The sequence below is a fragment of the Salibacterium sp. K-3 genome, assembly GCF_054052005.1.
The window spans coordinates 1,097,027-1,123,890 of the sequence record NZ_JBSVZE010000001.1 but is presented as its reverse complement, the minus strand read 5'-3'; the positions used below and the strand labels follow the sequence as shown (position 1 = coordinate 1,123,890).

Annotated in this window: 25 protein-coding genes; 4 read left to right on the top strand and 21 right to left on the bottom strand. The window is 48.9% G+C overall.

The genetic code is table 11. The annotated features are described in order from the left end of the window. Positions 1-35: 35 nt before the first annotated feature. The 6 genes from pyk to dnaE all read right to left on the bottom strand — a co-directional run bounded on the left by pyk (position 36) and on the right by dnaE (position 9,522). A complete protein-coding gene (gene pyk, locus ACW9JV_RS05405) occupies positions 36-1,790 on the bottom strand; it encodes a pyruvate kinase (protein ID WP_457332121.1) in 1,755 nt (584 codons plus the stop codon). 58 nt (positions 1,791-1,848) lie between these two features. Then, positions 1,849-2,808 carry a 6-phosphofructokinase gene (gene pfkA, locus ACW9JV_RS05400; protein ID WP_457332119.1) on the bottom strand — a complete coding sequence of 320 codons (960 nt, stop codon included), beginning with the start codon at positions 2,806-2,808 and terminating at the stop codon, positions 1,849-1,851. Positions 2,809-2,910: 102 nt separating this feature from the next. Further along, positions 2,911-3,894 carry an acetyl-CoA carboxylase carboxyl transferase subunit alpha gene (gene accA / locus ACW9JV_RS05395; RefSeq protein ID WP_457332117.1) on the bottom strand — a complete coding sequence of 328 codons (984 nt, stop codon included), beginning with the start codon at positions 3,892-3,894 and terminating at the stop codon, positions 2,911-2,913. Then, positions 3,891-4,763: an acetyl-CoA carboxylase, carboxyltransferase subunit beta gene (accD, locus tag ACW9JV_RS05390; RefSeq protein ID WP_457332114.1), complete on the bottom strand. Its 873-nt coding sequence runs from the start codon at positions 4,761-4,763 to the stop codon at positions 3,891-3,893. The genes accA and accD overlap by 4 nt, the downstream gene beginning before the upstream one ends. Positions 4,764-4,855: 92 nt before the next feature. Continuing rightward, positions 4,856-6,094 carry an NAD(P)-dependent malic enzyme gene (locus ACW9JV_RS05385; RefSeq protein ID WP_457334583.1) on the bottom strand — a complete coding sequence of 413 codons (1,239 nt, stop codon included), beginning with the start codon at positions 6,092-6,094 and terminating at the stop codon, positions 4,856-4,858. A 104-nt stretch (positions 6,095-6,198) separates the two neighbouring features. Continuing rightward, positions 6,199-9,522, bottom strand: a complete 3,324-nt coding sequence (gene dnaE, locus ACW9JV_RS05380) for a DNA polymerase III subunit alpha (protein ID WP_457332112.1) — start codon at positions 9,520-9,522, stop codon at positions 6,199-6,201. A gap of 140 nt (positions 9,523-9,662) precedes the next feature. On the opposite strand from dnaE, the gene ACW9JV_RS05375 reads away from it, so the two are divergent. Together ACW9JV_RS05375 and ytrI are read left to right on the top strand one after the other, a co-directional pair. Beyond that, on the top strand, positions 9,663-10,001 hold the full coding sequence (locus tag ACW9JV_RS05375; protein WP_457332110.1) for a YtrH family sporulation protein: 339 nt from the start codon (positions 9,663-9,665) through the stop codon (positions 9,999-10,001). Then, entirely contained in the window at positions 9,998-10,504 is a 507-nt protein-coding gene (ytrI, locus tag ACW9JV_RS05370) for a sporulation membrane protein YtrI (protein WP_457332108.1), read from the top strand. The genes ACW9JV_RS05375 and ytrI overlap by 4 nt, the downstream gene beginning before the upstream one ends. 18 nt (positions 10,505-10,522) lie before the next feature. Here the strand turns inward: ytrI and ACW9JV_RS05365 are convergent, their stop codons facing one another. Then, entirely contained in the window at positions 10,523-11,473 is a 951-nt protein-coding gene (locus ACW9JV_RS05365; protein ID WP_457332106.1) for a DHH family phosphoesterase, read from the bottom strand. A gap of 90 nt (positions 11,474-11,563) precedes the next feature. Between ACW9JV_RS05365 and ACW9JV_RS05360 the strand changes: the two genes are divergently transcribed. Beyond that, complete coding sequence (locus tag ACW9JV_RS05360; protein WP_457332104.1) at positions 11,564-11,875, top strand: YtpI family protein; 312 nt, start codon at positions 11,564-11,566, stop codon at positions 11,873-11,875. Between the two features lie 33 nt (positions 11,876-11,908). Here ACW9JV_RS05360 and ACW9JV_RS05355 read toward each other — a convergent pair whose 3' ends face one another. The 4 genes from ACW9JV_RS05355 to ACW9JV_RS05340 form a co-directional block, all read right to left on the bottom strand. Further along, entirely contained in the window at positions 11,909-13,219 is a 1,311-nt protein-coding gene (locus ACW9JV_RS05355; RefSeq protein ID WP_457332102.1) for a DRTGG domain-containing protein, read from the bottom strand. A gap of 225 nt (positions 13,220-13,444) precedes the next feature. Beyond that, the gene (locus ACW9JV_RS05350; RefSeq protein WP_457332100.1) at positions 13,445-14,128 is read right to left on the bottom strand and encodes a metal-dependent hydrolase; all 684 of its coding nucleotides are present in this window, start codon (positions 14,126-14,128) and stop codon (positions 13,445-13,447) included. Positions 14,129-14,208: 80 nt separating this feature from the next. Further along, positions 14,209-14,592: a hypothetical protein gene (locus ACW9JV_RS05345; protein ID WP_457332098.1), complete on the bottom strand. Its 384-nt coding sequence runs from the start codon at positions 14,590-14,592 to the stop codon at positions 14,209-14,211. Between the two features lie 56 nt (positions 14,593-14,648). Further along, on the bottom strand, positions 14,649-15,407 hold the full coding sequence (locus ACW9JV_RS05340) for an SDR family oxidoreductase (RefSeq protein WP_457332096.1): 759 nt from the start codon (positions 15,405-15,407) through the stop codon (positions 14,649-14,651). Positions 15,408-15,573: 166 nt separating this feature from the next. On the opposite strand from ACW9JV_RS05340, the gene ACW9JV_RS05335 reads away from it, so the two are divergent. Next, positions 15,574-16,008, top strand: a complete 435-nt coding sequence (locus tag ACW9JV_RS05335; protein ID WP_457332094.1) for a universal stress protein — start codon at positions 15,574-15,576, stop codon at positions 16,006-16,008. Between the two features lie 111 nt (positions 16,009-16,119). On the opposite strand, the gene argH is transcribed toward ACW9JV_RS05335, so the two are convergent. From argH to ACW9JV_RS05285, 10 genes are all read right to left on the bottom strand, one after another. Beyond that, positions 16,120-17,496 (bottom strand): argininosuccinate lyase, encoded by a 1,377-nt coding sequence (gene argH, locus ACW9JV_RS05330; protein ID WP_457332092.1) that lies wholly within the window; start codon positions 17,494-17,496, stop codon positions 16,120-16,122. Next, complete coding sequence (locus ACW9JV_RS05325) at positions 17,496-18,701, bottom strand: argininosuccinate synthase (RefSeq protein ID WP_457332090.1); 1,206 nt, start codon at positions 18,699-18,701, stop codon at positions 17,496-17,498. The genes argH and ACW9JV_RS05325 overlap by 1 nt, the downstream gene beginning before the upstream one ends. A gap of 340 nt (positions 18,702-19,041) precedes the next feature. Next, on the bottom strand, positions 19,042-20,232 hold the full coding sequence (locus ACW9JV_RS05320) for an acetate/propionate family kinase (RefSeq protein ID WP_457332088.1): 1,191 nt from the start codon (positions 20,230-20,232) through the stop codon (positions 19,042-19,044). Between the two features lie 458 nt (positions 20,233-20,690). Next, positions 20,691-21,683 carry a class I SAM-dependent methyltransferase gene (locus ACW9JV_RS05315; RefSeq protein ID WP_457332086.1) on the bottom strand — a complete coding sequence of 331 codons (993 nt, stop codon included), beginning with the start codon at positions 21,681-21,683 and terminating at the stop codon, positions 20,691-20,693. Between the two features lie 124 nt (positions 21,684-21,807). Continuing rightward, positions 21,808-22,308: a thiol peroxidase gene (gene tpx / locus ACW9JV_RS05310; RefSeq protein ID WP_457332084.1), complete on the bottom strand. Its 501-nt coding sequence runs from the start codon at positions 22,306-22,308 to the stop codon at positions 21,808-21,810. A 120-nt stretch (positions 22,309-22,428) separates the two neighbouring features. Then, positions 22,429-22,860: a GerW family sporulation protein gene (gene ytfJ, locus ACW9JV_RS05305; protein ID WP_457332082.1), complete on the bottom strand. Its 432-nt coding sequence runs from the start codon at positions 22,858-22,860 to the stop codon at positions 22,429-22,431. Then, the gene (locus tag ACW9JV_RS05300) at positions 22,860-23,540 is read right to left on the bottom strand and encodes a DUF2953 domain-containing protein (RefSeq protein ID WP_457332080.1); all 681 of its coding nucleotides are present in this window, start codon (positions 23,538-23,540) and stop codon (positions 22,860-22,862) included. Before ACW9JV_RS05300 ends, ytfJ begins: the two co-directional genes overlap by 1 nt. Positions 23,541-23,639: 99 nt before the next feature. Then, on the bottom strand, positions 23,640-24,164 hold the full coding sequence (locus tag ACW9JV_RS05295) for an RDD family protein (RefSeq protein ID WP_457332078.1): 525 nt from the start codon (positions 24,162-24,164) through the stop codon (positions 23,640-23,642). 11 nt (positions 24,165-24,175) lie between these two features. After that, positions 24,176-25,171 carry a signal peptide peptidase SppA gene (sppA, locus tag ACW9JV_RS05290; RefSeq protein WP_457332076.1) on the bottom strand — a complete coding sequence of 332 codons (996 nt, stop codon included), beginning with the start codon at positions 25,169-25,171 and terminating at the stop codon, positions 24,176-24,178. Positions 25,172-25,185: 14 nt separating this feature from the next. Then, on the bottom strand, positions 25,186-26,781 hold the full coding sequence (locus ACW9JV_RS05285; RefSeq protein WP_457332074.1) for an amidohydrolase: 1,596 nt from the start codon (positions 26,779-26,781) through the stop codon (positions 25,186-25,188). Positions 26,782-26,864: the final 83 nt, after the last annotated feature.

Here is a 26,864-nt window from a genome sequence, read left to right as displayed (position 1 = left end):
CCTTTGCATAAGCTGTGTTTTGTTACGTGCAATAATTAAAGGACACTTGCGTGGCCGCGGTAAAGATCTCCACGGGCACTGTCGACCGTGACTTCTTCCCCGTCTTCGAAGAGATCCATGGCGCCTTCAACACCCACGACAACAGGGGTTCCAAGATTAAGGCCCACCACCGCAGCATGGGAGGTCAATCCGCCTTCTTCGGTAACAACAGCTGAAGCTTTTTCAAACGCCGGCACCATATCTTTATCCGTATTATACGTCACAAGAATGTTTCCCTGCTGCATTTTTTCATTCGCTTCTTCGGCATTGCGGGCGGTTACAACATGACCCGAGGCTGTTTTTGTTCCTATGCCCTGTCCTTTACCGATTACTTCTCCTATGACATGGACTTTCATGATGTTGGTTGTTCCGGTTTCGCCCACTGGCACGCCGGCAGTGATGACCACCAGGTCGCCATGCCCGACCAGTCCTGATTTCAGGGATTCATGCACCGTGCTGTCAAGCATCTCATCCGTTGTTTCCGCTTTTCGGCCGAGAAGCGGTGTAACTCCCCATACAAGCGACAGCCGGCGGTATACTTTTTCATTGCTCGTTACTGCTGCAATAGGTGATTCCGGGCGGTATTTGGAAACAATTTTAGCTGTATAGCCGCTTTCAGTAGCCGTCAGGATAGCTCCGGCATCAAGATTATAGGCAGTGTGAGCTACCGACTGGCCGATGGAATTTGTGATGGAACGGTGGCTCTCTTTCGTCCGCTGGCTCAAGATGGCTCCATACTTCAAGGCGGACTCAGCTTTCATCGCAATGTTTCTCATTGTCTGCACAGTTTCGAGCGGATAATCACCGGCAGCCGTTTCTCCAGAAAGCATAATAGCGTCGGTACCGTCAAATATGGCATTCGCCACGTCACTGGCTTCGGCTCTTGTCGGCCGTGGATTCCACTGCATCGAATCCAGCATCTGGGTTGCCGTAATGACCGGCTTGGCAGATGTATTACAGTGTTTGATCAACTCTTTCTGGGCAAGCGGAACATCTTCCGGCGGAATCTCCACCCCAAGATCCCCCCGGGCAACCATCAGACCGTCGGAAACCTCAAGAATATCTTCAACATTTTCGATACCTTCCTGGTTTTCGATTTTCGGAATGATCTGAATGTCTTCCGCTCCTCTATTTTCCAGAATCTCTCTTATATCAAGAACGTCGGAAGGACGGCGGACAAACGATGCCGCTATAAAGTCAACACCCTGTTCCACCCCGAATTTAATATCTTCAGCATCTTTATCAGTAATACCGGGTAGATTGACTTTAACATTTGGAAGATTGACACCTTTTTTATTTTTTAATTCTCCGCTGTTCAGTACTTTGGTTTTTACATCATTACCATTAATATCTGTAACTTCGAGTTCTATTAAACCGTCATCCAGAAGAATTTTCTTACCCGGTTCCAGATCTTCGGCAATTCCGGGGTATGTAACAGAAATTTTCTCTTCCGTCCCTGCTGCTTCCTCCGGTGAGACGATCAGCTGCTGCCCTTCCTGAAGATGAACCGCTCCGTTTTTCATCGTATGGGTCCTGACCTCAGGTCCCTTTGTATCGAGCAGTATGCCGACGTTTTTGCCAATTTCGGCGGCGATCCGCCGTATCGTGTCGATTCGTCCCTTATGTTCTTCATAATCTCCATGGGAAAAGTTCAACCTGGCGACATCCATCCCCGCTTCGATAAGCTTTCTTATCATGTCCGGTGATTCACTTGCAGGGCCGATCGTGCAGACAATTTTCGTTTTTCGCATAATAGTCCTCCTCTTCTCTCCAGTTTTTATTATATCACAGCTCTCCCTGGCAGCGTCGTCAGATGGACAGTTCCTGGGAAAGCCGGTACATGTCTTTATCGATTGCGTGTTTTTCGCTGAGTACATCGCTGATACCTCGGTGCTCCACTTTATTGTTGATGATCCCCACCATGCAGCCTTCCACGTTATCCAGAAGCAGTTCTACGGCACTGGCAGCCAGTCTGCCGGCGAGGACCCGGTCGTATCCGGTCGGCGAGCCGCCGCGCTGAATATGCCCCAGCACGGTGACCCGTGTTTCGAGATCCGTCGCTTCCTTGATTTTCTGTCCGACTTCCGGACCACTTGCAACGCCCTCAGCTACAATGATAATGCTGTGTTTTTTGCCCCGCTCATGACCGCGGCGCAGCCTTTTAATGATATCCTCCATATTGTAGCTCTCTTCCGGGATCAGAATGGTTTCCGCCCCGTCCGCCAGTCCGGACCACAAGGCGAGATCTCCGGCATCCCGACCCATCACTTCGATAACATATGTTCTTTCATGAGACGTGGCTGTATCACGGATTTTGTCAATCGCATTGATAACCGTGTTCAGGGCTGTATCAAATCCGATAGTATAGTCGGTACCCGGAATGTCATTATCAATGGTTCCCGGCACGCCGATGGTTGGAAAACCTATCTCTGTCAGTTTTTCCGCCCCGCGGAATGAACCGTCGCCGCCGATAACAATAAGCCCTTCGATTCCGACAGCGTTCAGATTATCCACGGCAACCTGTCTTCCCTCCGGAGTTTTAAATTCTTCACAGCGGGCGGTGTACAGCTTTGTGCCGCCGCGGTGAATAATGTCCCCTACATCACCGATTTCCAGCTTATCAATGTCATTACTGATAAGCCCTGCAAATCCGTATTTCACACCATAGACTTCAACATCATGGTAAATGGCTTTCCGCACAACGGCACGGATTGCCGCATTCATTCCCGGAGAATCTCCACCGCTGGTCAATACTCCGATTTTTTTCATATCGTTCACACCCTTTGTAAAAAATGATTGCCAGATCGCCATACAATCGTCCAAATTTCATCAAGAAAAAATGCTTCCCGAGGAGTTCAGAAAGCATTGGTGTTATTCACCGGAAGAGACAGCGCTTTCACCAGCCGTTTGTCCGATTTGTTTGTACTTTTCGTAGCGCTGCTGTACCAATTCTTCTACAGACTGCGACTGCAGCGTATGTAACGAACGTTCCAGCACCTCATCCATATAGGCAGCCTGCTGTTTCAGATCCTTATGAGCACCTCCTCTTACTTCCGGAACCATTTCATCAATAACTCCCAGTTCTTTCAGATCCGGAGCGGTGATACGCATTGTTTCGGAAGCCTGCTTTGCAAAGGAGGCATCTTTCCAGAGAATAGAGGATGCCCCTTCCGGAGATATAACGGAGTACGTGGAGTTTTCGAGCATATGAATATAATTGCCGACACCAAGTCCCAATGCGCCTCCGCTTCCGCCTTCGCCGATAACGATACAGACCACAGGAACTTTCAGTCCCGCCATTTCCATTAAATTGCGGGCAATCGCTTCACTCTGTCCGCGCTCTTCGGCAGCTTTGCCTGGAAAAGCTCCTTTTGTGTCAATAAAGCATACTACGGGACGGGAAAATTTCTCCGCCTGTTTCATCAGGCGCAGCGCCTTTCGATATCCTTCCGGGTGCGGCATCCCGAAATTTCTCCTGAGATTTTCTTTTGTATCTTTTCCGCGCTGATGGCCTATCACAGTAACAGGGGAACCTTTATAGCGGGCAATGCCCCCTACAACCGCTTCGTCATCTCCGTAAAGGCGGTCACCATGCATTTCCATAAAATCGCTGAACAGTTCTTCAATGTAATCCAGTGTTGTCGGGCGTTCGCCGTGCCTGGCTATCTGTACCCGCTGCCAGGGCTGAAGGTTGCCGTAAATATCACTTTCAAGCTGTTCGAGACGCTCTTCCAGCCTGGCAATCTCACCAGATAGATCGATATCTTTTTCTTCCGTAAATGATTTTAATTCAGCAATTTTTTCCTTTAATTCAATAACAGGCTTTTCAAATGGCAGATAGCTGTGCACGTTCATTCACCCCCCTCTGTTTCTCTGCAGCCATGAAGATCAAGCAGCGTTACCAGTTCCTGCTTCAGCCGCTCCCTCGGAATGACCCGGTCCAGATGACCGTGCTGAAGGAGAAACTCTGCAGTCTGAAAATCTTCCGGAAGCTCTTCTCTAATCGTTTCCTCAATCACACGGCGCCCGGCAAAACCTATCATCGCTTTTGGTTCGGCAAAATTGTAATCCCCAAGCGACGCAAAACTGGCGGACACGCCGCCGGTGGTCGGATCTGTCATCACTGAAATATACAAGAGGCCTGCTTCATCCATCCGTTTCAGGGCAGCACTTGTTTTTGCCATCTGCATCAGGCTGAGAACTCCTTCCTGCATGCGTGCTCCGCCCGATGCCGAAAACATGATAAAGGGACGGCGCTTCTCAAGTGCATGTTCAATGGCACGTGTGATTTTTTCACCGGCTGCCGACCCCATACTCCCCATCCGGAACCTGGAGTCCATAACTCCCAGAACGACAGGGCAGCCTCCCATGTATCCTTCTCCGGTGACGATAGCTTCATTCAACCCTGTTTTTTTCCGATCTTTTTCCACCTTTTCCTGATACTCCGGGAAATCCAGTGGATCTGCTGACGTAATATGTTCGTCATATTCCGTAAACGTCTCTTCATCCAAAAGAAAGTGAATACGGTCATGCGCATTCATAGCCAGATGTCGACCGCAGCTGAAACAGACCATATGGTGCTTTTTCAGTTCTTTTGTATAAATAATAGACCGGCACTGGGGGCACTTCGTCATGACATTGCTGTTTCCGGGCGCGGCCTGTTCACGTTCGGATGGAATCGTCGCGTATTTTCTTTTTTTATTGAAAAAGTCTTTTAATGACACGAGGACACCTTCTTTTATCGTCTATGTGGGAAACAGGAAAGCCGCCTTCCTCCGGTACAGGCAGCTTCCGTGCTGTTTCCCCTTCCAGCGCGTTATTCTTTATCAATGATGGAGAGCCGGGTCGTTTTTTCTGCTACGTATCCGGGATCCACCTCTTTGCGCGCAACGCCGGTTTCCATCGCCGTTTTGGCAACAGCAGAGGCTACCGCAGGAGCCACACGCGGATCAAATGGAGCGGGAATGACGTAGTCCGGGTGCAGTTCGCTCTCTGCAAGAAGATCTGCGACTGCGTAAACCGCCGCCTTCTTCATCTCTTCATTTATGTGGGTGGCATTCACTTCCAGTGCTCCCCGGAAGATACCAGGAAATGCAAGGACATTGTTAACCTGGTTCGGAAAATCCGACCTTCCGGTTCCAATGACCGCAGCACCTGCCTCTTTCGCTTCTTCCGGCATAATCTCCGGGTCAGGATTTGCCATGGCAAAAATGACCGGATTGTCATTCATGCTCTGTACCATTTCCTTTGTAAGAGCACCGGCGACCGATACGCCGATAAACACATCCGTTCCCGCGATAACATCGGAGAGTTTTCCTTCCACTCTGTCTTTGTTTGTCACTTTTGCGATCTCCATCTTCTGGTCATTCATACCGGTTGTTCTTCCTTCGTAAATGGCCCCTTTGGAATCGCACAAAATAACGTCGCGGACGCCCATCCGCAGAAGAAGCTTGATGATGGCAATCCCTGCCGAACCCGCGCCGTTTACGACAATCTTCAGTTCGGACAGGGACTTGCCGCTCAGTTTTAATGCGTTAATCAGGCCGGCAGCCGTAACAATAGCTGTACCGTGCTGATCATCATGGAACACTGGAATATTGATTTCCTTTTTCAGCCGTTCTTCAATGATGAAGCAGTTCGGTGCCGCAATATCCTCCAGGTTTACGCCGCCGAAAGTGGGCTGAAGCAGCTTAACGGTCTCCACAATTCTGTCCACATCCGATGTATCCAGGCAGATTGGAAAAGCGTCCACTCCTGCAAATGATTTGAACAAAACCGCTTTGCCTTCCATGACGGGAAGAGCAGCCTCCGGCCCTATATTTCCCAGCCCCAGAACGGCTGAGCCATCTGAGACCACAGCAACCATATTGCCTTTCATCGTGTAGTCGAAAACCTTCTGTTTATCTTCAAAAATCGCTTTACAAGGTTCGGCCACTCCGGGGGAATAGGCAAGACTTAAATCTCTAGTGTTCCGTACAGGCACCTTGGATTTGGACTCCAGTTTCCCCTGGTTTTCCCGATGGATCTGCAATGCTTCTTCTCTCGTGGTTGGCAAATTCTCCACTCTCCTTCTTCCTTATCCGCGTACTGATGATTCCTCCGTATCAATTTGGTGCCACTGCAAAACTTATCTTATTATAACAGATGAAAATAACTTGTTCACCCTCTATGTTTCTTTAAAACAACAAATTCTTCAGGGAGGATAGTCTTCAGCTCCTGCAGCAGCGCGTCTTTTTCGCTGACCCGGTATTTATCCGAGAGCCTGACGGCTGTTTTTTCGTTTTCATAATACAGACAGACCGCGGTCCCTCCTGGGTACTGTTTTACAATCTCTTCGATTTTTTTAGCTTTACCGGTGCTGCGGCTGTCCAGTTTTAAATAAAGTACATCATCAACCGTCTGCTGCAGCTCTTCAAGATCCAGCACTTCCTCTACAAGCAGTTTATTTTCTTCCGTTTTTTTATCCCGGCGGCCGCGGAGAAGTATCGGCTGCTGTTCCTGAAGCAGACCGGAGGCGTTTCGGTACACGTTTGGGAAAAATACAGCTTCCATCGATCCCGTACCATCAGTCAGGCTTCCAAAGGCCATGGACTGTCCCTGCCTTGTCCTGACATGTTTGACCTCTTCCAGCACACCTGCCGCCCAGAAGGTGCGCCGCCCGCCGGGAAACTCTTCATGAAACGGCAGCGGTTCAAAAGGAGCAAGCACCTGTTCATATTTTTGAAGGGGATGCCCGGTCAGATAAAAACCCGCCGCTTCTTTTTCCGCTTCATATTTCTCCAGTTCTGTAAACGGAGGCATCTCCACAAATCGAAAGTCCATTCCTCCCTCTGATAAAAGCCCTCCCAGCTCTTTCTGGAATGCCACGTATTCCAGCGCACGGTCCAGCGAACCGAGCAGGACAGCGCGGTCGACACCAAACTCATCAAAAGCGCCGCCTTTGATAAGCATTTCCAGCGGCCTGCGCCGCAGCAGCTGCTCATCCATCCTCATCAAAAAATCGATAAATCCGCTGTATTTTCCACGTTTACGCTCTTCCACCAACAGGCGGGCCATGGCTGCATTCATGTATTTGATCGGCAGCAGGCCGAAGCGGATGGAATCGCGGAAAGCCTGAAAGACAGTAGTGCTTTCATTCACGGATGGAGGAAGGACATCAATATTGCTTCGTACGGCCTCTCTGATATATTCTCCCATCTTGTCAGGATTTCCGGATTGGAGGGTGAGGTGCGCAGCATAAAAATGGGCGGGGTAATGAGCTTTCAGATAGGCCAGATAATAAGCAATTAAACTGTAGGCGGCCGCATGGGAACGATTAAATCCATAATCTGCAAATTTTACAATAAGGTCATATACCTTTTCCGCTGTTTCTGTATGATAACCAAGAGCCATGGCCCCCTCCAGAAATCCGGCCCTCTCCTGTTCCAGCACATCCCTGTCTTTTTTACTTACCGCCCGCCGAAGAAGATCCGACTGACCGAAGGAATATCCTCCCATAATGGATGCAATCTGCATAATCTGTTCCTGGTACACAATAACTCCATACGTAGGAGCCAGAACTTTTTTCAGATCGTCATGAAGATAATCCGGTTCGACATTATTGTTTTTTCGCTCTGCATATACTGGTATATTTTCCATCGGTCCTGGTCTGTACAACGCATTTACGGCCGCAATATCCTCAAACCGCTCCGGACGTATCTGTTTCAGCGCGCGCCGCATACCGGCAGATTCCAGCTGGAAAATCCCGGTCGTGTCCCCCCGTGAAAGCAGGGCATAGGCAGGTTCATCATCAAGCGGAAGGCTGCGCAGATCGATGGTTTCTTTCTCCCTGTAACGAATCGACGCCGTAATCCGCTCGATAAGAGTCAAATTCCGCAGTCCGAGAAAATCCATCTTCAGCAGTCCGAGTTCTTCAAGTTCATGCATGGCGTATTGTGTTAAAAGAATCCCTTCGTCTTTTTTCATAAGAGGGACATGGTCAAACAGACGGCTTCCGCTCATCACAACGCCAGCTGCATGAACCGAGGTATGACGCGGCAGCCCTTCCAGCTGAACGGCAAGCCTGAACATCGCTTTGGCTGTCGCTTCTTTGTCCAGAAGCTCCCGCATCGCCTGGTTTTCCTGGTACGCCTTGTTCAGAGAGGCCCCCTGGCCCTGCGGAATATAGGAAGACAGCCTGTCTACCAGCGCCTGCGGTGCTTCCAGAATTCGTCCTGTATCACGAATCGCTGCCCGGGCTCCAAATGTACCAAACGTCACAATCTGGGCTACATGTTCACGGCCGTAAGTCCTGGCTGCGTATTCGATGACTTCATCCCGGCGGTAATCTGGAAAATCAATATCAATATCCGGCATATTCAGGCGTTCCGGATTGAGAAACCGCTCAAAAAGAAGATCATGGCGCACCGGGTCCACGTCGGTAATTTCCAGAGCATAGGAGACGATGCTTCCGGCCGCCGATCCTCTCCCGGGCCCCACAAGCATTCCCTGTTTTCTTGCAAAATCAACAAAGTCGGCGACGAGAAGAAAATAATCTTCAAACCCCATGTCGCGGATGATCGTTAATTCATGGCGGAGACGCTCCCAAATTTCCGCTCCCGGATCATCGTAGCGGCGTTCCACGCCTCTTTCGCATTGTTCTCTTAACAGAGACTCAGAAGTGTACCCTGATGGAAGGGGGAAAGAAGGAAGGAGCGGCTGATTAAAATCAATCGTCACCGTGCACCTTTCTGCAATCCGGTTCGTCTCCCGGACAGCCTCCGGTTCATGCTGCAGAAGGTAGTATTCCCCCTCTGTATCGTTTATCCATCCCTGATGTTTGATCTCCCCGCGCGCTACTTCTGTAAGAGGCTTTCCCGTCTCCACCGCCTTCAATGCAAGCAGCGCCTCCTGCTCTTCTGCAGCAGCCATATGGACGTTGAAGCCGGCAGCAAGAGGAAGACCGGCTTCACCGGCCAGACCTTTCCACGCCTGTACAAGCTCTTCTTCTCCATACACCGGCTGTCGTTCAAGATACAACGCCTCTGCTGCCGCCTTGTTCCATCCGCGGAGCACATCTACCGCTTTTGTGGTTTCCCCGTCACGAAGAAGAGCTGCCGGTTCACTTTCTGCATAAGGAAACAGAAGCACGGCGTTTTCCAGGATACCGGCTGTTCTTTCCATCGTTATCGTCTGTTCTGTCTGCTTTACAGTGGATAAACGCATCAGCTCCCGATAGCCGCTGTTGTTTTCCGCCAGCAATACCACAGGGTAACTTCCACTGCGTTCCATGCCTTCCACCCACAGCTCGAGTCCTATGATCGGCTTGATTCCGGCACTTACGCATTTTTTATAAAAAGGAACAACACCGTGCATGGCATTCTTATCGGTAATCGCAAGGGCTTTCATACCGAGGGCGGCAGCTTGTTGGATGAGGGTGTCCATCCGGGCTGTACTTTCCAGCAGACTGTATTCCGTATGAATATGTAAATGGACAAACTCCATATTCACCTGCTCCTTTGCCTCCGGTTCTACTTTTCAGTATGAACAGCTTTTCCAACGAAAACAAGCATATCCTTTTTGTTTATTTCTTATATTTATAGTACAGGCGAAACTGTGGTTGTCAACAGAAAGGGGATATACAGATGGTCAGCAGGGATTTTGCGGGAACCCTTGTGATGGATTTTTTTGTAGCTTTCGGTGTTATTATCGGCGGTTCCATTATAGGCGGGATGGGTGCATTGTTAATCGGAAAACCTCCCCTCTCGACCATTCATGATCTCGCATCCGGACTGAAAATCTGGGCGCTGGTAGCTGCGATCGGCGGCACATTCGATGCTATCACTTCGCTCGAACGAGGGTTATTTGCCGGAACTCACGCCGACATGTATAAGACCATCGCCATGATTTGTGCAGCACTTGGAGGGGCGAATACCGGAACATTAATTATTCAGTGGATCACACAGGAGCAGATATCTCCATGAGGATCCCCCCTTATTACAGAAGGCCGGGATGGCAGCGTTTTTTTGCCGGGATCGTTATTGGCGGCCTCGGCGGATGGGCTTTTTTTCTATTTCAGTTTGGTGCTGTTCACGAAGAACTCGTTATCAAATTGAATAAACAGCGTCTCCAGATTGAAGAACAGGAAGAACAGATCGAAGTTCTGCGCAGCGAAGAGCGCCGTCGGAACGAAGAAAATGAACAGAAACTGACCATTCAGGACATCGAGCTTTCGTTCACCAATGAAGAAAGCGCCGGCCTGAATGAACTCGCTCTGTATGAAATCAAGCAGCAGGCGGAAAGCGAAGTGAAATTTCTAAACGGAAAAAACATTGAGAGTGTCGTGGAAGGAAAAGAATTGATCAAAAAAGCTGTAGAAAATAAACAATACGAAACCGGCGATAAGAAGTACCGGCTTACGATCAGGGAAATGTACATTTACTCCACGCTGGAACTTCACCTGAAGATTGACCAGCCGGAAGACTAGAGCTCCGCCGTTATCCTGTTACAGAGTATAATCCCTGCAGGCTTCTTTCAATTCCTGAATCACTGTTTCCACTTCCTGTTTGTCTGCTGCTTTGGCGCCGGCAGCCATCGGATGCCCTCCGCCGTTGTGAGCTGCGGCAATCGTATTGATGACAGGTCCTTTGGAGCGCAGGCGTACCCTGTAGTGCTCTTCTTCTTCGACAAAAAACACCCAGGCTTTTAATCCTCTTGTTTCTGCAAATGCGTTGATAAGGGCGGAAGACTCATTAATCGTAATATGATAACGGTCGAGTGCCTCTTTTGGAAGATGAACAATGCCGAGCCCTTCCGGCGTCAACTCAAATTGCTGAAGGACCTCGCCTTTCAGGCGGACAAGTTTTTCGTCATTCTCGTAAAAACGGGTGAACAGTTCCGTTGTGTCAAACGGAAAACGGAGCACTTCAGCTGCCAGCTTGAGCGTTTCCGGCGTGGTATTGGAAAACTGAAAACGCCCGGTGTCTCCGACAATGCCGGCGTACAACAGCCTCGCCGCTGCTGTCGTCATCTCCCACCCCCGGTTACTCCGGGCAGTGAGAAACAGATCAATAACCATTTCGGAAGTGGAGCTTGCTTCCGTGTTCACCCAGCTTGGTTCTCCATACAGTTCAACCTCCGGATGATGGTCTATTTTTACTATTTGATCAGCTTCCTTCCATTTCTCTCCGTCGATCCGCTCCGTGTTCGCTGTATCACATATAACAGCGAGAAAAGTACCGGAGGCTAACGTTTCTTCCTCTCCCCGAATCTCCGTCAGAAAGGAAAGGGAAGGTTCATTTTCCCCAATCGTCCACACGTCTTTTTCCGGATAATTATGCTGAATCAACTCCGCCAGCCCCGCCTGGGAGCCGAACGCATCCGGATCCGGCTTTTCATGGCGGTAAATTCCGATTCGGGAATACCTCTCAATGGTTTGCAATATATTCTGTTTCATGCTATCTTCCTTTCTGTCAGCTTTCATGTTATAACGGTTCCGGCCTTGACCATGCGGCGGAAACAGACACCGGCACGAGGAGGGAAAAAAGTGACCCCTGTTTTTATCATTATCCTTACAGCGGCACTTGCTATGTATGTATATTACAAAGTAAAAGCCGTCCGTACAAAAGCCCATGCTTACCGAAGATGGGTCCAGGCCAAAGCCAATATCAGTCTCGGGCTGTTTATGGCAGCGTTTGGGGCAAATCTTCTGCAGTTAATCCGCGGTCCGGTGGATATTATTGTCGGATTAGTGTTTCTCCTTGTCGGCGCTGCCAATATCCTTCTTGGGTGGAGAGCCTACCGCATACACGGCCCCTATGCGGCAGAAGAAGCTAAAAGACAGCGTCTGGACAACTAAGAAAAGAGCAGGCTTTCTGCCTGCTTTTTTTGTTTATCGGTCAAGCATCTGGGCCATTAAGAGAGCTTTCCCGACGATATCCCCTTCATGGTACAATTCAACATCCACTTTGCCATGCCTTCTTCCGACTTCCAGAAGTTTTCCTTTCATATCAATCGTGCTTTCGATCTGCACCGGTTTGATAAAGTAGAGGGTGATGTTCTCCACTACAATGTCCCCGCGTTTATATTGGCGGAGCAGACGGCTTCCCGTCTCTGTGACGAGAGTGGAGAGCACGCCATAGGAGATCATACCGAGATGATTCGTCATCTGCGGCGTGACGTCACACTGGTACTGATAGTCGGAATCCCCGCTGGTTTCATGAAACCGTCCGGTCACCAGATCATCAATTGTTTCTCCTACATGAGGCTGGCGCTGGGTTACCTGCAGTGCCTTGAGCACATCCTGACGGCTGATGACGCCGAGCATCCGGTTCTGTTCATCAATCACAGGGAGCAGCTCAATACCTTCCCACACCATAACATGTGCCACAGAAGCGACCGATGTTTTTTCTTTCACGGTAATCGGGTTTTTCGTCATGATCTGTTCAATCGGCACGGTCATATCTGCACCAAGTACATCTTTGGCTGCCACCATCCCGCGGACTTTCATATCGTCATCAATGACCGGATAACGGCTGTGGCTTGTATTATTATTAATTTCGTGCCACTTCCCGACATTGTTGTCCACAGACAGAAAAAAGGTGTCTTGCAGTGGAATCAGAATGTCATCCACCAGTACAATTTCTTTTTTGATCAGCTGGTCATAAATAGCGCGGTTAATCATGGTTGCCACTGTAAACGTATCATAGGTGGTCGAGATAACCGGAAGTTCCAGTTCATCCGCGAGGGCAATGACATTTTCATTTGTATCAAAGCCTCCAGTGATCAATACCGCGGCGCCGGCTTCCAGCGCCAGCTTGTGAACCTGATACCGGTTTCCTACGATCAAGAGATTCCCCGGTTCCACGTACCGCATCATGGCTTCAAGCTTCATTGCGCCGATAACAAAGCGGTTCAGCGTTTTATGGAGGCCGTTTCTTCCCCCGAGCACCTGGCCGTCTACAATATTAACGACTTCCGCGTACGTCAATTTTTCAATATTATCTTTCTGTTTCTTTTCAATACGGATCGTACCGACCCGTTCGATCGTGCTCACAATTCCCTGATTTTCAGCTTCTTTTATGGCACGGTATGCGGTGCCTTCACTAACATTCAACGATTTGGCCACCCGGCGGACCGAAATTTTTTCCCCGACGCCAAGATCGGTAATATGCTGCAGAATCTGTTCATGTTTTGTCGGCATCCTGCTTCCACCTCTTTTCCGGCTGAAACTGTATCAATTTTCTATTCATTCTGTATTAACTTTCATTATACGTATGCGAAAAGAGGAAAGCAAGGTGGTTCATTGTTTAACGTATCTGAAACAATGATGTAAGCGTTTACCATAGGGACATGGAACTTTCTGCTATATAAAAAAGCTGTTTCAATGCATGCGAATCAGCATTGAAACAGCTTTCCTGCTTTCTCATTATAGATCGATGGATTCTCCAGCTTTCAGCGCTTTTCCTTTCACCGGAGAAATCGATTCGATAAAGGCATCCCCGTCCTGCTCAATCGGCGGGAAGGTATTATAATGCACCGGTACGACACAGCCTGGATTAACCCATTGTACAGCCTGCGCTGCATCTTCGGGACCCATCGTAAAATTGTCACCAATCGGAACAAACAATAGATCCACATTATGGCGGTCTCCAATTAGTTTGATGTCCGAGAACAGTCCGGTATCTCCCATATGATAGACTGTTTTTCCTTCCGCTTCGAACAAAATGCCCGCCGGCATGCCGGTATATACAATCTTCTGATTTTCTTCTTCGGTGTAGGAAGATCCGTGGAAAGCCTGCGTCAGTTTCACCCGGCCGAAATCAAATGTATAACTTCCTCCAATGTGCATCGGATGGGTATCAAGACCCTGCCAGCCAAGGTAGGTTGCCAGTTCGAACGGCGCCACAACAAAGGAATTGTTACGTTTCGCTATGTCCACCGTATCGCCGACATGATCATTATGTCCATGGGTTAATAGAATAATGTCCGGGTTCACCTGATCTGCGCTCAGATCACACTGTCCGTTACCGGTAATAAAGGGATCAATTAAAATACTTTTTCCGTTCGCTTCAATATGCACTACAGAATGACCATGGTACGTTACTTTCATTCATCATGCCCTCCTTTTCTTTTTACCGGTAATGCTTTTTCCTTTTTATTTTCTGGATTAAACTTCTTTTTGGAATAGCTTTAAGACTGTGGTTCTTTTTCCCACAGCCATGTGTGAAGCTCTCCTTCTGAATCCTGCCAGCGGATATCCAGCCGTTTGAGCGGCGGAAGTTCCGTGCGGCGGAAGGCTTCCGCCAATTCTTCTTTGGTGGAGGACGGGGAAATATCCGTCTGTTCGTATATCGCTTCAACATGAGGCTGCGCCTGTTCTCCGTGCCATGCGCTGCCATCTGCATGATATTCATAACTGTCCGGACTATTGTATTCCCAGTGATAGTACGTTCCTTTATCCGTCTGGGCAGTTGCCTGAAACAGGAATATTTTCTGAAGGGAAGCGGCTTCTGCACTGCTGGTGCCGGCTGCAAACAGCAGACATACAGCCACTGCCGTCAGTAAGCGTGTCATATCCATCACCTCTGCCGGATAGGATGTACGACATTGTCCGTTTTTATACGAGGATGTCAGCGCCGTTTATGCAGGACATCCACTCCGCCGGTAATTTCGAGAACCGATCCGGTAATCATATCCGATTGTTCCTCACATAAAAAAGTGATGGCCCGCGCAATATCATCACCGGTCGCCGGCCTTCCCACCGGTGTCAGGCTGTCCTCAACCCGGCGGGCTTCTGCTATGGACGCTTCCTTGTAATCTGACGTCACAACCCCCGGGCATACCATATTAACGGTTATTCCGTTTTCTGCCTCTTCGATGGATACGGTCTTTGTAAGAGAGACCAGGCCGGACTTTGCCGCCGCATATGCGGACCGGTATATCCACGCCGGGGCATCACCGGCTCCCTGAAACCCGTAGGTCACAATCCTTCCGTACTGCTGATCCCTCATCACGGGAATAACCTGTTGAAAGAGGTGAAACACCGCCGATAAATTACCGTTGATCATCTGTTCCCATTCCTGCCGGGTATAGTCCATTAATTTCTTTCTTTCGAAAACATATGGGCCTGCATTACTCACGAGCACATCAAGTCTGCCAAACTGTCCTACTGCTGATGCTGTCATTCGTTTGATATCTTCCGCTTTTGTTATATCAGCCTGAACAACATAAAGACGTTCCCGGAAGGAAGACCATTCCTGTTTTAATGCTTCGGCAGCCTCTTCATCACGGTGATAGCTGACTGTTACATGATAACCATTGTGCAGAAAACGTTCCGCAGCTTTTTTTCCAAGTCCTTTGGTACCGGCTGTAATCAGAGCGTGCCTCATTCCGCAACCTCCTTCGATCAATCCTGAACCAACTGTGATATGTACAGGATTATTATACATGATTCATATACGAAGGGAAAAATTTTGATGTTTGTCCACACCAATAAGAGGGAATTTTTTAGTATTGAAAGCTATAAAGCTATATCCAGAAAGCAGGAGGGATATCATGACAACTTACCAAAATGTGCTGGTTGCCGTGGATGGTTCGGAGGAATCCAAAGCTGCTCTGAATAAAGCGGTGAATATGGCCGTTGAAAATGATGCATCCCTTATCATCGCTCATATCATCGATACCCGTACCTTTGCCACCATTGAACAGTATGACAGAACGGTTGTCTCCCGTGCTGAAAATTACGGTCGGGAGCTTCTCGAACAGTTTAAGGAAGAAGCAAAACAGGCCGGTGTAGAAGATGTTACCACCGTTATTGAGTTTGGTTCACCGAGAGTGAAAATTCCAAAAGATATCGCCAAACGGTACAATGTGGATTTGATCATTACCGGCGCGACCGGGTTAAACACAGTCGAGCGGATACTCATAGGAAGTGTATCGGAGGGCGTTGCCAGACAGGCTGCATGTGATGTCCTGATCGTCCGTTCCTGAAACCGTATACTCTGATAACGTCAAAAAAGGCCCGAACGTTTTGGTGCAGCACCGCTCGGGCCTTTTACGTTTGTGTGCCGTTGTGTCAACATACATCCCTGATCATCTGATTCAGTGCTCCTGAATGATTTGTTCTGCTTTTTCCAATGCACGGCGCACTTGTTCAAATCCTGTACCGCCGGCGCTGTTCCGTCTTTTTACCACCGTGGACGGTTTAAGCACTTCATAGATATCTTCCTCAAACAGGGAGCTCGCCGCTTGATACTCTTCCAAAGGAAGATCGAGCAGGTAGATTTCCTTCTCTATACATTGCAGTACCAGTTTTCCTACAATCTCGTGGGCTTCCCGGAACGGCAGTCCTTTTGAAGCAAGATAGTCAGCAAGTTCGGTTGCATTGGAAAAATCCGAATGGGTCTCTTTTTCCATTACGCCGGTGTTCACTTTCATCGTTTCAATCATACCGCTGAATATCTTCAAAGAACCCTCGAGCGTCGTGACTGTATCAAACATGCCTTCTTTGTCTTCCTGCATATCTTTGTTATATGCAAGAGGGAGTCCCTTTAAGAGTGTCAGCAGGGAGACAAAATTGCCGTACACCCGGCCGGTTTTGCCGCGCACGAGCTCCGCCATATCCGGGTTCTTCTTCTGCGGCATGATACTGCTGCCGGTGGCAAACGTGTCATCCAGTTCAATAAAGTTAAACTCCTGGCTGGACCATAGAATCAATTCCTCGGAAAAACGAGATAAATGCATCATAACCATCGATGCAGCGCTCATGAATTCAAGGATAAAATCCCGGTCGCTTACCGCATCCAGACTGTTTTCATACACTCCGTCAAAACCGAGCAGATCCGCTGCATAGTCCCGGTCAATCGGGAACGTCGTCCCGGCAAGCGCACCGGCGCCGAGAGGGGAGACATTCAGGCGTTTCAGGCTGTCTTCCAGCCTGCCGTAGTCCCGTTCCAGCATCCAGAAATAAGCCATCAGATGATGGGCAAATGACACAGGCTGTGCCCGCTGCAGATGGGTATAACCCGGTATAATCGTTTCGACATGCTGTTCGGCCTGCCCGAGCAGTGCCTGCTGAAGCTGTTTGATGTTTCCCATGATCTCGCGCGTATGTTTTTGCAGGTACAGATGCATGTCCGTGGCAATCTGGTCGTTCCTGCTCCGCCCGGTATGAAGCTTTCCGCCGATCGGTCCTATTTCATCCGTCAGCATTTTTTCCAGATTTAGATGAATATCCTCATTCTGCACGGAATATTCCAGCTCATCTTTTTCTGCTTTTTCCATCAGATTGTTGAGCCCTGTCTTTATTGTGGAAGCTTCCTCTTCTGTAAGAATGTTGCAGTATTCGAGCATTTTAACATGGGCTAGACTGCCCTCGATATCCTCCTGCACCAATTCTTTATCAAAAGGAATGGATGCCCCGAAGGCATCCACCCATTCCTCTGCACTCTTTGTAAATCTCCCGCCCCACAGTTTCATTAGACGTTGACACCTTTCTTGTTCACCATGCTGTGGACTTTGGTCGGCAGTCCCCACAGATTGATAAATCCAATAGCGGATTGATGGTCAAATTCATCATCAGGGGTGTAAGTGGCAAGCTTTTCATTGTAGAGAGAAAGCTCTGATTTTCTTCCTTCGACTACTGCATGCCCCTTAAACAGCTTCACTCTGACAAGGCCGGTTACATTCTGCTGGGTTTCTGCAAGAAATGCTTCCAGTCCGTTTCTGATCTGGGAGAACCAGAGTCCCTCATAAATAACTTCGGAAAGCTTCTTCTCAATTGTCGGTTTGAAGTGTGCCACTTCTTTTGGAAGAGTGAGATCTTCCAGTTCCTTGTGTGCCTGAATCAATGTCATCGCACCCGGGCATTCATACACTTCTCTGGATTTAATACCGACCATTCTGTTTTCCACGTGGTCGATTCTGCCTACTCCGTGTTTTCCGGCCATCATATTCAGTTCCAGGATCAGCTCATCCAACGGATAAGCGGTGCCGTTCAATGCGACCGGTTTTCCCTGCTTGAATTCAATTTCCACCATATCCGGCTCATCCGGTGTTTTTTCAAGCGGTGCAGTCAGTTCATAAGCCCCTTCCGGAGGTGTTGCCCAAGGATCTTCCAGGACACCGCACTCATTACTTCTTCCCCAGAGGTTCTGATCCACGGAATACGGATTATCAAGATCAATTGGGATCGGGATTTCGTGACTTTTCGCATATTCAATCTCTTCATCTCTCGACCAGCCCCAGCTTCTCACCGGCGCAAGAACTTCCAATTCCGGGTTAAGTGCCTGAATAGAGACTTCAAATCTCACCTGGTCGTTTCCTTTTCCGGTACAGCCGTGAGCCACCGCATCAGCATTGGTCTGTTCCGCGATTTCAACAAGCTTCTTTGAAATCAAAGGTCTGGAAAGAGCGGAAACGAGTGGATATTTCTGTTCATATAATGTATGAGCCTGCATAGCCGGAAGGACAAATTCTTCGGCGAATTCTTTTGTTGCATCGACCGTATAGGATTGCACCGCTCCTACCTGCAGCGCCTTGTCTTTCACAAATTCAAGATCATTTCCTTCTCCTACATCGAGGCCTACCGCCACCACATCATATCCCTGGTCGGTGAGCCACCGAATCGCTACAGATGTGTCCAGTCCTCCGGAATACGCCAAAACAACTTTCTTGTTCGCCATGTTTATGATACCCTCCATCTTCAGATGAATATTAATACTGAAGTTATTATTTTTATACATCAATGAGCAAAAATAGGAGAGGCCTCCGCCTCACGATTCGTTCGTCTGCATTCGATGTTTACTGTTATCAATAACTTTAACAAGAGATTCATGTTTTTGCAATACTTATTCATAAAAAAGCATAAAAATTTATTTTTATGTCCTTCCCGGAGTGAGAAATAAAAAAGATAAAAAACCGCTGTATCAGGTTTATTTACATTCCCGAGAGATGTTTTCTGCTACCTGTACAGCGGTCTTGCTATATTATAAAAAATACATTTTTATTCAATAAACTGCCCTTTCACTGAAGGCCGAGTCTCATCGTGTCCCTTGCAATCATCACTTCTTCATTGGTCGGAATGATAAGCACTTTCACCGGTGATCCGTCTTTGTTGATAAACGTTTCTTCTCCACGGGTTTTATTTGCTTCTTCATCCAGGTGGATGCCCATGAATTCGAGTCCGTTGCATACCTGCTGACGGACCGTGCTGCTGTTTTCTCCGACTCCCGCCGTGAAAATAACAGCATCAATGCCGTTCATGCTGGCTGCATACGTCCCAATGTATTTATGAATACGAGTTGTATAAATGTCAAGCGCCGTCTGTGCTTTTTCATCTCCGGCATTTCCTTTTTCCTCCACATCCCGAAGGTCACTGGACGTTCCGCTCAAACCGAGAATACCGCTCTTTTTATTCAGCATCGTGATAATGTCACCTGAAGACTGGCCGGTTTTCTCCATCATATATGGAATAAGCGCCGGGTCGATGTTGCCGGAACGGGTTCCCATGGTCACTCCCGCAAGCGGTGTGAAGCCCATCGATGTATCGACAGAGCGGCCGCCGTCAATGGCCGTGACACTTACTCCGTTTCCGATATGGCAGGAAACCAGTTTAAGGTCTTCCTGCGGCTGATCCATAAGGTCTGCCGCCCGCTGTCCGACATACTTGTGCGACGTTCCGTGAAAGCCGTACTTGCGGATCCCGTATTGTTCATAATACTCGTAAGGAACACTGTACATGTATCTTGATTTCGGCATCGTCTGATGAAACGCGGTATCAAAAACCGCAACGTCCGGGACATTCGGCAGGATCTCCCGGAAGGCGCGGATCCCCGTTAAATTGGCCGGATTATGAAGCGGAGCAAGTTCACTGACTTCTTCAATGGCTTCTATCACTTCTTCGGTGATCCGCACGGAATCGGCAAATTTTTCGCCGCCGTGCACTACGCGGTGGCCTATCCCTTCTATGTCATCCAGTGACGCAATAATATGGTTGGCAGTCAGACTGTCGAGAAGCTTCTTGACCGCTTCTTCATGATCGGAAATATCGAGTTGTTCCGAGAACTCTTCTTCTCCCCATTCGATCTCCATTTCCGCTCCATCCAGCCCTATTCGTTCTATCTGGCCCTTTGCCGCCAGTTCTTCTTCAGGCATGCGGAGCAGCTGAAATTTCAGCGATGAGCTCCCCGCATTCACAGCCATAATTATTGACATGAATAACGCTCCTTTATATGCAGTTCCATCTCATTTTCACCTTTTCCATTTAAACACCCGGATTCCTGAAATGCAAGGCACCAGCCGGCTTTCTGCTATATTCAACAAATTCAGACTTGTATGCGCTATAAAAAGAGCATAGGACAAAATTATAAAATGAATGAAAAATTCCGAACGATTCTTAAGTGAATCATTCGGAATTTTTGTTTTGCATCCTACAACGCTTCGTCAACACACTTCGCTTTCCACGGGGGGAGCCTTATTTTCAAACCAGCGGAGGCCGGCCACGGAGACTCTTACGTGCCAGGACGAGCTGAAGATCCACTTGGTAAAGCGGTCTTCTTTACCAAGTTAGCTGAAGCCGTCCCCATGGAAAGCGCAGTGGCCGGCCGCAGCGAGCTAGTCGTTTATCCGGGTTTTCAGTTGGCTTCTATCCTTTTGTCTCAGACTCTTCGTGATCAGGATGTGAAACCTTCTTCTTTGAACCATTTGTCCATCTGCTTCATCATATCAAGAAGAGCGTCCTGGTTGTTGAACGACGGCAGTTCAGCAAGCAGAGCCTGACCGGGCTGTACAACCTCCGGCCCTTTTTTCTGAAGAAGCCAGATGCTTTTACCGGCCTGATTGTTTTTGAACATGGAGGATGGAAGCTGCAGCAGACCGAGAATAACTGCTTCATCCTTGATGTAGGCGTGAAGGGCTTCTGCTTCTTCGCTTTCAAACATAAAATTGGGGATGAGAAGGACAAAAAAGCCGCCTGGTTTCAGGTGGTTCATGCATTTTTCAATCAGCAGATGGTGAACGTAGGAATGTCCCTCCTGTGCCTGCAGCCGGAACGGAGCAGCAACATCATCTTTCGGATAGTATCCGATGGGAAGATCGGAAACAACGGCATCCGCTTCCGGAGACGCCAACTGTTCAATACTGTCCTGATGAAACAGCTCCACATCGTGTTCCTGCAGGTTTGAAAGGACATAAGCAATGTTCAGAAGCGTCTCATCGACTTCCGCCCCGTACGCAGCCGTGTCGCGGGACAACTGGTTCAGCACCGCACTTAATAAATTCGCGGTGCCGGCTGCGGGGTCGAGAACGGCCAGACTTTCCCGCTTCGCCGTCAGCTTTTCCACGAGATAGCCCATAAACATAGCCACCGCATCCGGCGTCATGGCATGATGCGGCTGGACGGCTTCTTTCATGCCTTTGATGACCGCCAGCTGAAAGGCTTTACGTATTTCTTCCTTTTTCATTTCTTCCGGAAGCTCCTGATCCAGTTTATCAGCCAGCCGTGTCTTTTCTTCGTCGGGAAGAGACTGGACCACCTGATGCTGAAATATATTCTCTCCTGCTTCCGCCAAAGCTTCGAGATACGTGACATCCGTGTGCTGCTGAATTGAAACAGCCATTTCATCTATTAACGTGTGGAGTTTTTCCACTGCTGTTGCTGGTTCCACTCTCATACCGCCCTTTCTCGTTTCGTGCTTTCCTTTCGAAAGTATAGCAGAAAAGCACATCCGGTTAAAATGTCCTGCCGTAAAAAAGCCCTTCCCCCATCATTGGAGAAAGAGCCGGTGTTATTTATTCCGCGGCCTTGGCAGCAGCTATCGCTGCATCATAGTCCGGATGGTTGGTTGCCTCCGGCACATATTCCGCGTACGTGACTTCACCTTGGCTGTTGATGACAAACACGGAGCGGGCGAGCAGGCGCAGTTCTTCCATTGCCGTTCCATAGTTTCTGCCGAAGGAAAGATCGCGGTGGTCCGAGAGCACCTGGATGTTTTCGATGCCGGCAGCGCCGCACCATCTTTTCTGGGCAAATGGCAGGTCACAGCTGATCGTTAGCACTTCGACCCCCTCCAGATTCGCTGCTTCTTCGTTAAAACGGCGGGTCTGCTGATCACATACACCGGTATCAAGCGACGGTACCACACTGATCAGCCGAACGTTTCCTTTTGAATCGTTCAGCGTCACTTCCGATAAATCGTTGGCAAGAACGGTGAAATCCGGAGCCTCTTCTCCTGGTTTCACTTCACTGCCCATCAGAGTCATTGGTGTTCCCTTAAACGTTACTTCCGCCATCCTGTTTCCTCCTTTAAAGGTAATATGTACACGTTCATCGTACGCTTTTTTACACTTTTTATCAATTAGAAAGACAGATCATAAAGAAAACCCGGCAGCGTGTATCTGCCGGGTACCGTTTTAAATGGGAGGTTCTTCCCTATTATCACGCTGTGATGTCTGTGACGCTGCATCCGTTCCTTTCAGCATGTCCTGGATTTTTTCCACCACCTGAGGGGTAAATTCAAGCAGTTTTTCGTAAAGGTGCGTATTTTCATCAAGGTGAACCATATTGATGCCTTTCGATCCTACAATGAGAAAAGCAATTGGTGTGATCGACACACCTCCGCCGCTTCCGCCTCCAAATGGATGCTCAAGCGCCGTTTCCGACCGCTCGCGGCCGTAAAATTCACTGCCGCCGGCTGCAAATCCAAAACCTACTTTCGTAACCGGAATGATAACGCTGCCGTCCGGAGTTTCCACGGGATCGCCGACGATGGTATTGACGTCCACCATTTCCTTTAAATTTTCCATTGCTGTTCTCATTAATCCTTGAATGGGGTGATCCGTCATCAGGATGCTTCCTCCCTTCTCCTTTCGGCTTTTGATTTTTTCCAGAGAGCAAAAATGTTTCCTCTCACGTGTGTCATGACCCGAATGCCGGTAATGATAGCATGCCCGAGACGTACCGTTACCATACATGTCAACTCGGTTTCAAACTGCCGATTCTGAAAATCCGGCGACACGTCCACTTCAGGTCTGCATGTCATCTGCATTACCGCTGACAAAAGACCGGCCGCCGTTTGCTTCACCGACCATGACAACCCGGAAAGAAGCCCTGTCCACGCCGCATCACCGGTCCCGAAACGCGTCTTCCAGCTGAACCTTTTGATTTTCCATTTATTTAAAAATGAAAAGAAGAGAGGGCGCATGTCGTCCAGATGCCGGAGCCAGACACTCAGTGCCTGCCACTGGCTCTGCAGTTCCTGCGGCGTTTCTTTCCGTTCTTTTTCCCTGGCTTCTCCAAGGTTGGTCCCTGTCTTTTCCTTTGCAACGATGGAACCGGTCTCTTCCTCAAGAGACAGCACCGGCAGGTCGATTTTTTTATAAAAAATGTGCCAGAACGATACCCTCATCAGAATATCCTGTTTTTTTTGCGCATACTGAAAATGGAGCCTCACGGTAACCGGCGTCACCACAGTGAGAAAACAAAGAATGAAAAGCACCGCTGTCGCTCCTATCATCCAATCCATACGTTCCGCCGCCTTTTACCATGTTAGTTCCATTATAACCATAACTTCCCATTCTTAACCCTAAAAAACGTCCAGCTCTGTCAGCTGGACGTTTTGAAGTTACTTATCCACATGAACGACACGGGTGTCGGCGATGGAGTCATGAACGCCTTCTTTTTGATCGGTGAAACCAACAATGACATAAAGTATATTCGTGATCCAGAGACTGCGGTGAATAAACCGGCCGACAATCTCCCGGAATACGAGGTCGTGCCAACGAAGCGGATGCTGGTCTTTACGGATAACTCTCAATCCGAACACCATTTTCCCAAGTGTCTGCGTCTGCCATTTTGTCATAAGCAGAAAATAAAGATAAGCCGTCAGGGCGCTTAATATCCCCTGCACCGTAAACCATCCCAGCACCGACATCGATTCGGCACCTGAAAACCAGAGGGGACTGAGGAGCAGCCCGTTCAGGCTGAATACAATGACAAGATCGAGCAGATAAGCCCAGAATCTCATCCAGAAACCTGCATATTGGACGGGCGCAGGGTCCGGAGATTTTGAACGGACTTCCTCCCGGGAATCAACCTGTTCTTCTTCCTGGTCTTTTTCTTCTTTATGATAATCGGAATAACTGTCCATCCGGATCCCTCCTATTCTGTATATAAATACATCGCTCTCGGGGCATTGGAATCCATCAGCAGATCCTTAATGCCGAGCAGATCAGCATCTTCAAGAATAAGGCTCCGTGCGGAAGTGCCGAGGAATTGATTGAAGGTGAATGCTTCCGACTGATAACGGACAACCGTTGGATCATTCATTCCTTCCTCTTCTTCCATTAATGCAATGGTATCGTCCAAGGTGCCGAGTTCATCCACCAGCCCGAGTTCCAGAGCCTGTTCCCCTGAATAAACGCGGCCGTCGCCAATGTCACGGACTTCTTCTTCAGACATATCCCGGCCTTCTGCGATCACAGAAACGAAGTCCTGATAAAAATCATCCACAAGCCGCTGCAGGATCTGCTCTTCATTTTCTGTCATGTCCCTGCTTCCGGACATAATATCTTTGTACTGCCCGCTTTTGATCGTCTGAAAATCAATCCCGAGTTCTTCCGCTAAATCGGAGTAATTAACACTCTGCATAATGACGCCGATAGATCCGGTAACAGTGGCAGAGTGGGCCACGATGTTATCGGCTGGCGCTGAAATATAATACCCGCCGGAAGCAGCTGTGTTCCCCATCGACACATACACCGGCTTTTCAGTTTCTTCCTGAATCTCTACGATTCTGTCATGGATTTCATCGCTTTCCACAACACCTCCGCCCGGAGTATTCACTTCCAGAATAATACCATTTACCGAATTGTTTTCACCTGCGCTTTTCAGGGTGCGGAGAAACTGCTGATGATTATACGTTCCCGCATTCATGATTCCCGGAGTCTGTCCGGTGTCCTGAATGGTACCCTGCAGGTCGATCACCGCTATTTTGCCGCCGACTCCCTGTTCCATTACCTTTTCCTGTACATTATCATTTCCCGATATCACCTTATCCACATTCGTCGTCGCCAGCGAACCGGCAAACTGGAACCCGATGGAGACGACAAACAATATCGCTGCAATTCCTAAAGCAATCCATCGTTTTGCACTCAATACCCTTACCTCCTTTAATTGGTCAATGTTCCGTACTGAAGTTCTCCATCTACAACAACAGCTTTCACATTTATATGCACGATATCATCCAGCGGTATCTGAAAGATATCCTGCTCCAGTATCGTAAAATCTGCACGGTATCCGGGAGCAATCACCCCGAATTCCTTTTCAGCGGAGACAGCTTTTGCACTCCCCTGCGTATACAGCTGCACGGCTTCATAACGGCTCAGCTTCTGTGCAGGCAGCCAGCCGTCATGATTCTCCTCCGGTATCCGGCGCGCCACAGCTGCGTGAATACCTTCAAGCGGAGAAACGGGTTCAATCGGAGCATCAGAACTTCCTGCACAATCAATCCCTGCCTCGAGCAGAGTCCTCCAGGCAAAAGAGTAGTGCAGCCGCTCTTCTCCCAATCTTTCCACGACCCATGGAAAGTCGGATACGACAAAACGGGGCTGCAGATCAAACACGACGTTCATGTTCTGTAGACGTCTTACCAAATCTCCGGGAGTTACCTGCCCATGGATCAGACGGTCTCTTGTGCCTGCGGGAGGGGGATTTTTTTCAAGAACATCCATCGTATATTCCAACGCAAGATCCCCGATTACATGCACTGCCACCGGCATTTTTTCATCCCGTGCTCTGCTAACGATGTTTTCCATTTCTGCCCTCGTATGAACAGCAACACCGCGTGTATCCCTGGCATCGTTATACGGTTCCCGAAGCAGGGCTGTTCTTGCGCCGAGTGCTCCATCGGCGAAGATTTTCACCGCTCCGAATGAAAGGGATTTGTTCACAGGACCTAAACAGTATCCATCCCTGCGCATGTCTTCGAGTACTTCATGGTGGACAAGAAGATTCGTCCGGAACTTCAGGTTTTCATGGTTGATCACATCTTCAAAAACCCGAAATGTTCTCCTGAAACCGCCGTAATAGTTAAGATCTTCTGTATGGCCGCCTGTCAGGCCGTTCCTGAGCATTTGCCGGACGGCTTCCTGGAGCGCTTCCCGAAGCTCTTCATCACGTACCGGAGGCATGACCTGCCTGACCATGTCTGCCGCCGTATCCAGCAGATAACCCGTCGGCCTGCCGGTTTCGTCTCGGACAATGATTCCTCCCGGGGGATCGGGAGTCTCTTCTGAAATGCCCGCCAGACGAAGCGCTTCAGAATTGACAAGCGCTGCGTGCCTGCAAATTCTCGTCAGCAGCAGAGGATGCCCGGACGATATCTCATCCAGTTCATTGCGGTGAAAAATTTTCCGATCCAGAAAGTTATTTTCGTTCCATCCTTCTCCTGTCAGCCATTTCCCGGATGACAGCCGGCTTTTTTTCTCCAGCAGCGCCTGTTTTATTTCTTCTGCCGACTGCATCCGCGAAAGGTCGAGGCTCATCAGCGTTTCCCCAAGACCGAGCATATGTAAATGGCTGTCCTGAAAGCCGGGATACATGAAAGCTCCCTTCAGATCCATTTCCTCGGCAGGCACATATCTGGATCGTAATTCCTGTTCGGAGCCAGCCGCTTTAATCCATCCATTTTCTATGTATACCGCTTCCGCTGTCCTTCCCTCCGCCTCCATGGTGTAAATGGATCCATTGAACCACAATTGTCCCATCGGTACTGCCGCCTTTCCTTGAGAATTTACGTTTGAAACGCAATTCAGTTTCAGAATTTCTGCAATACAGCATATAACGGGGG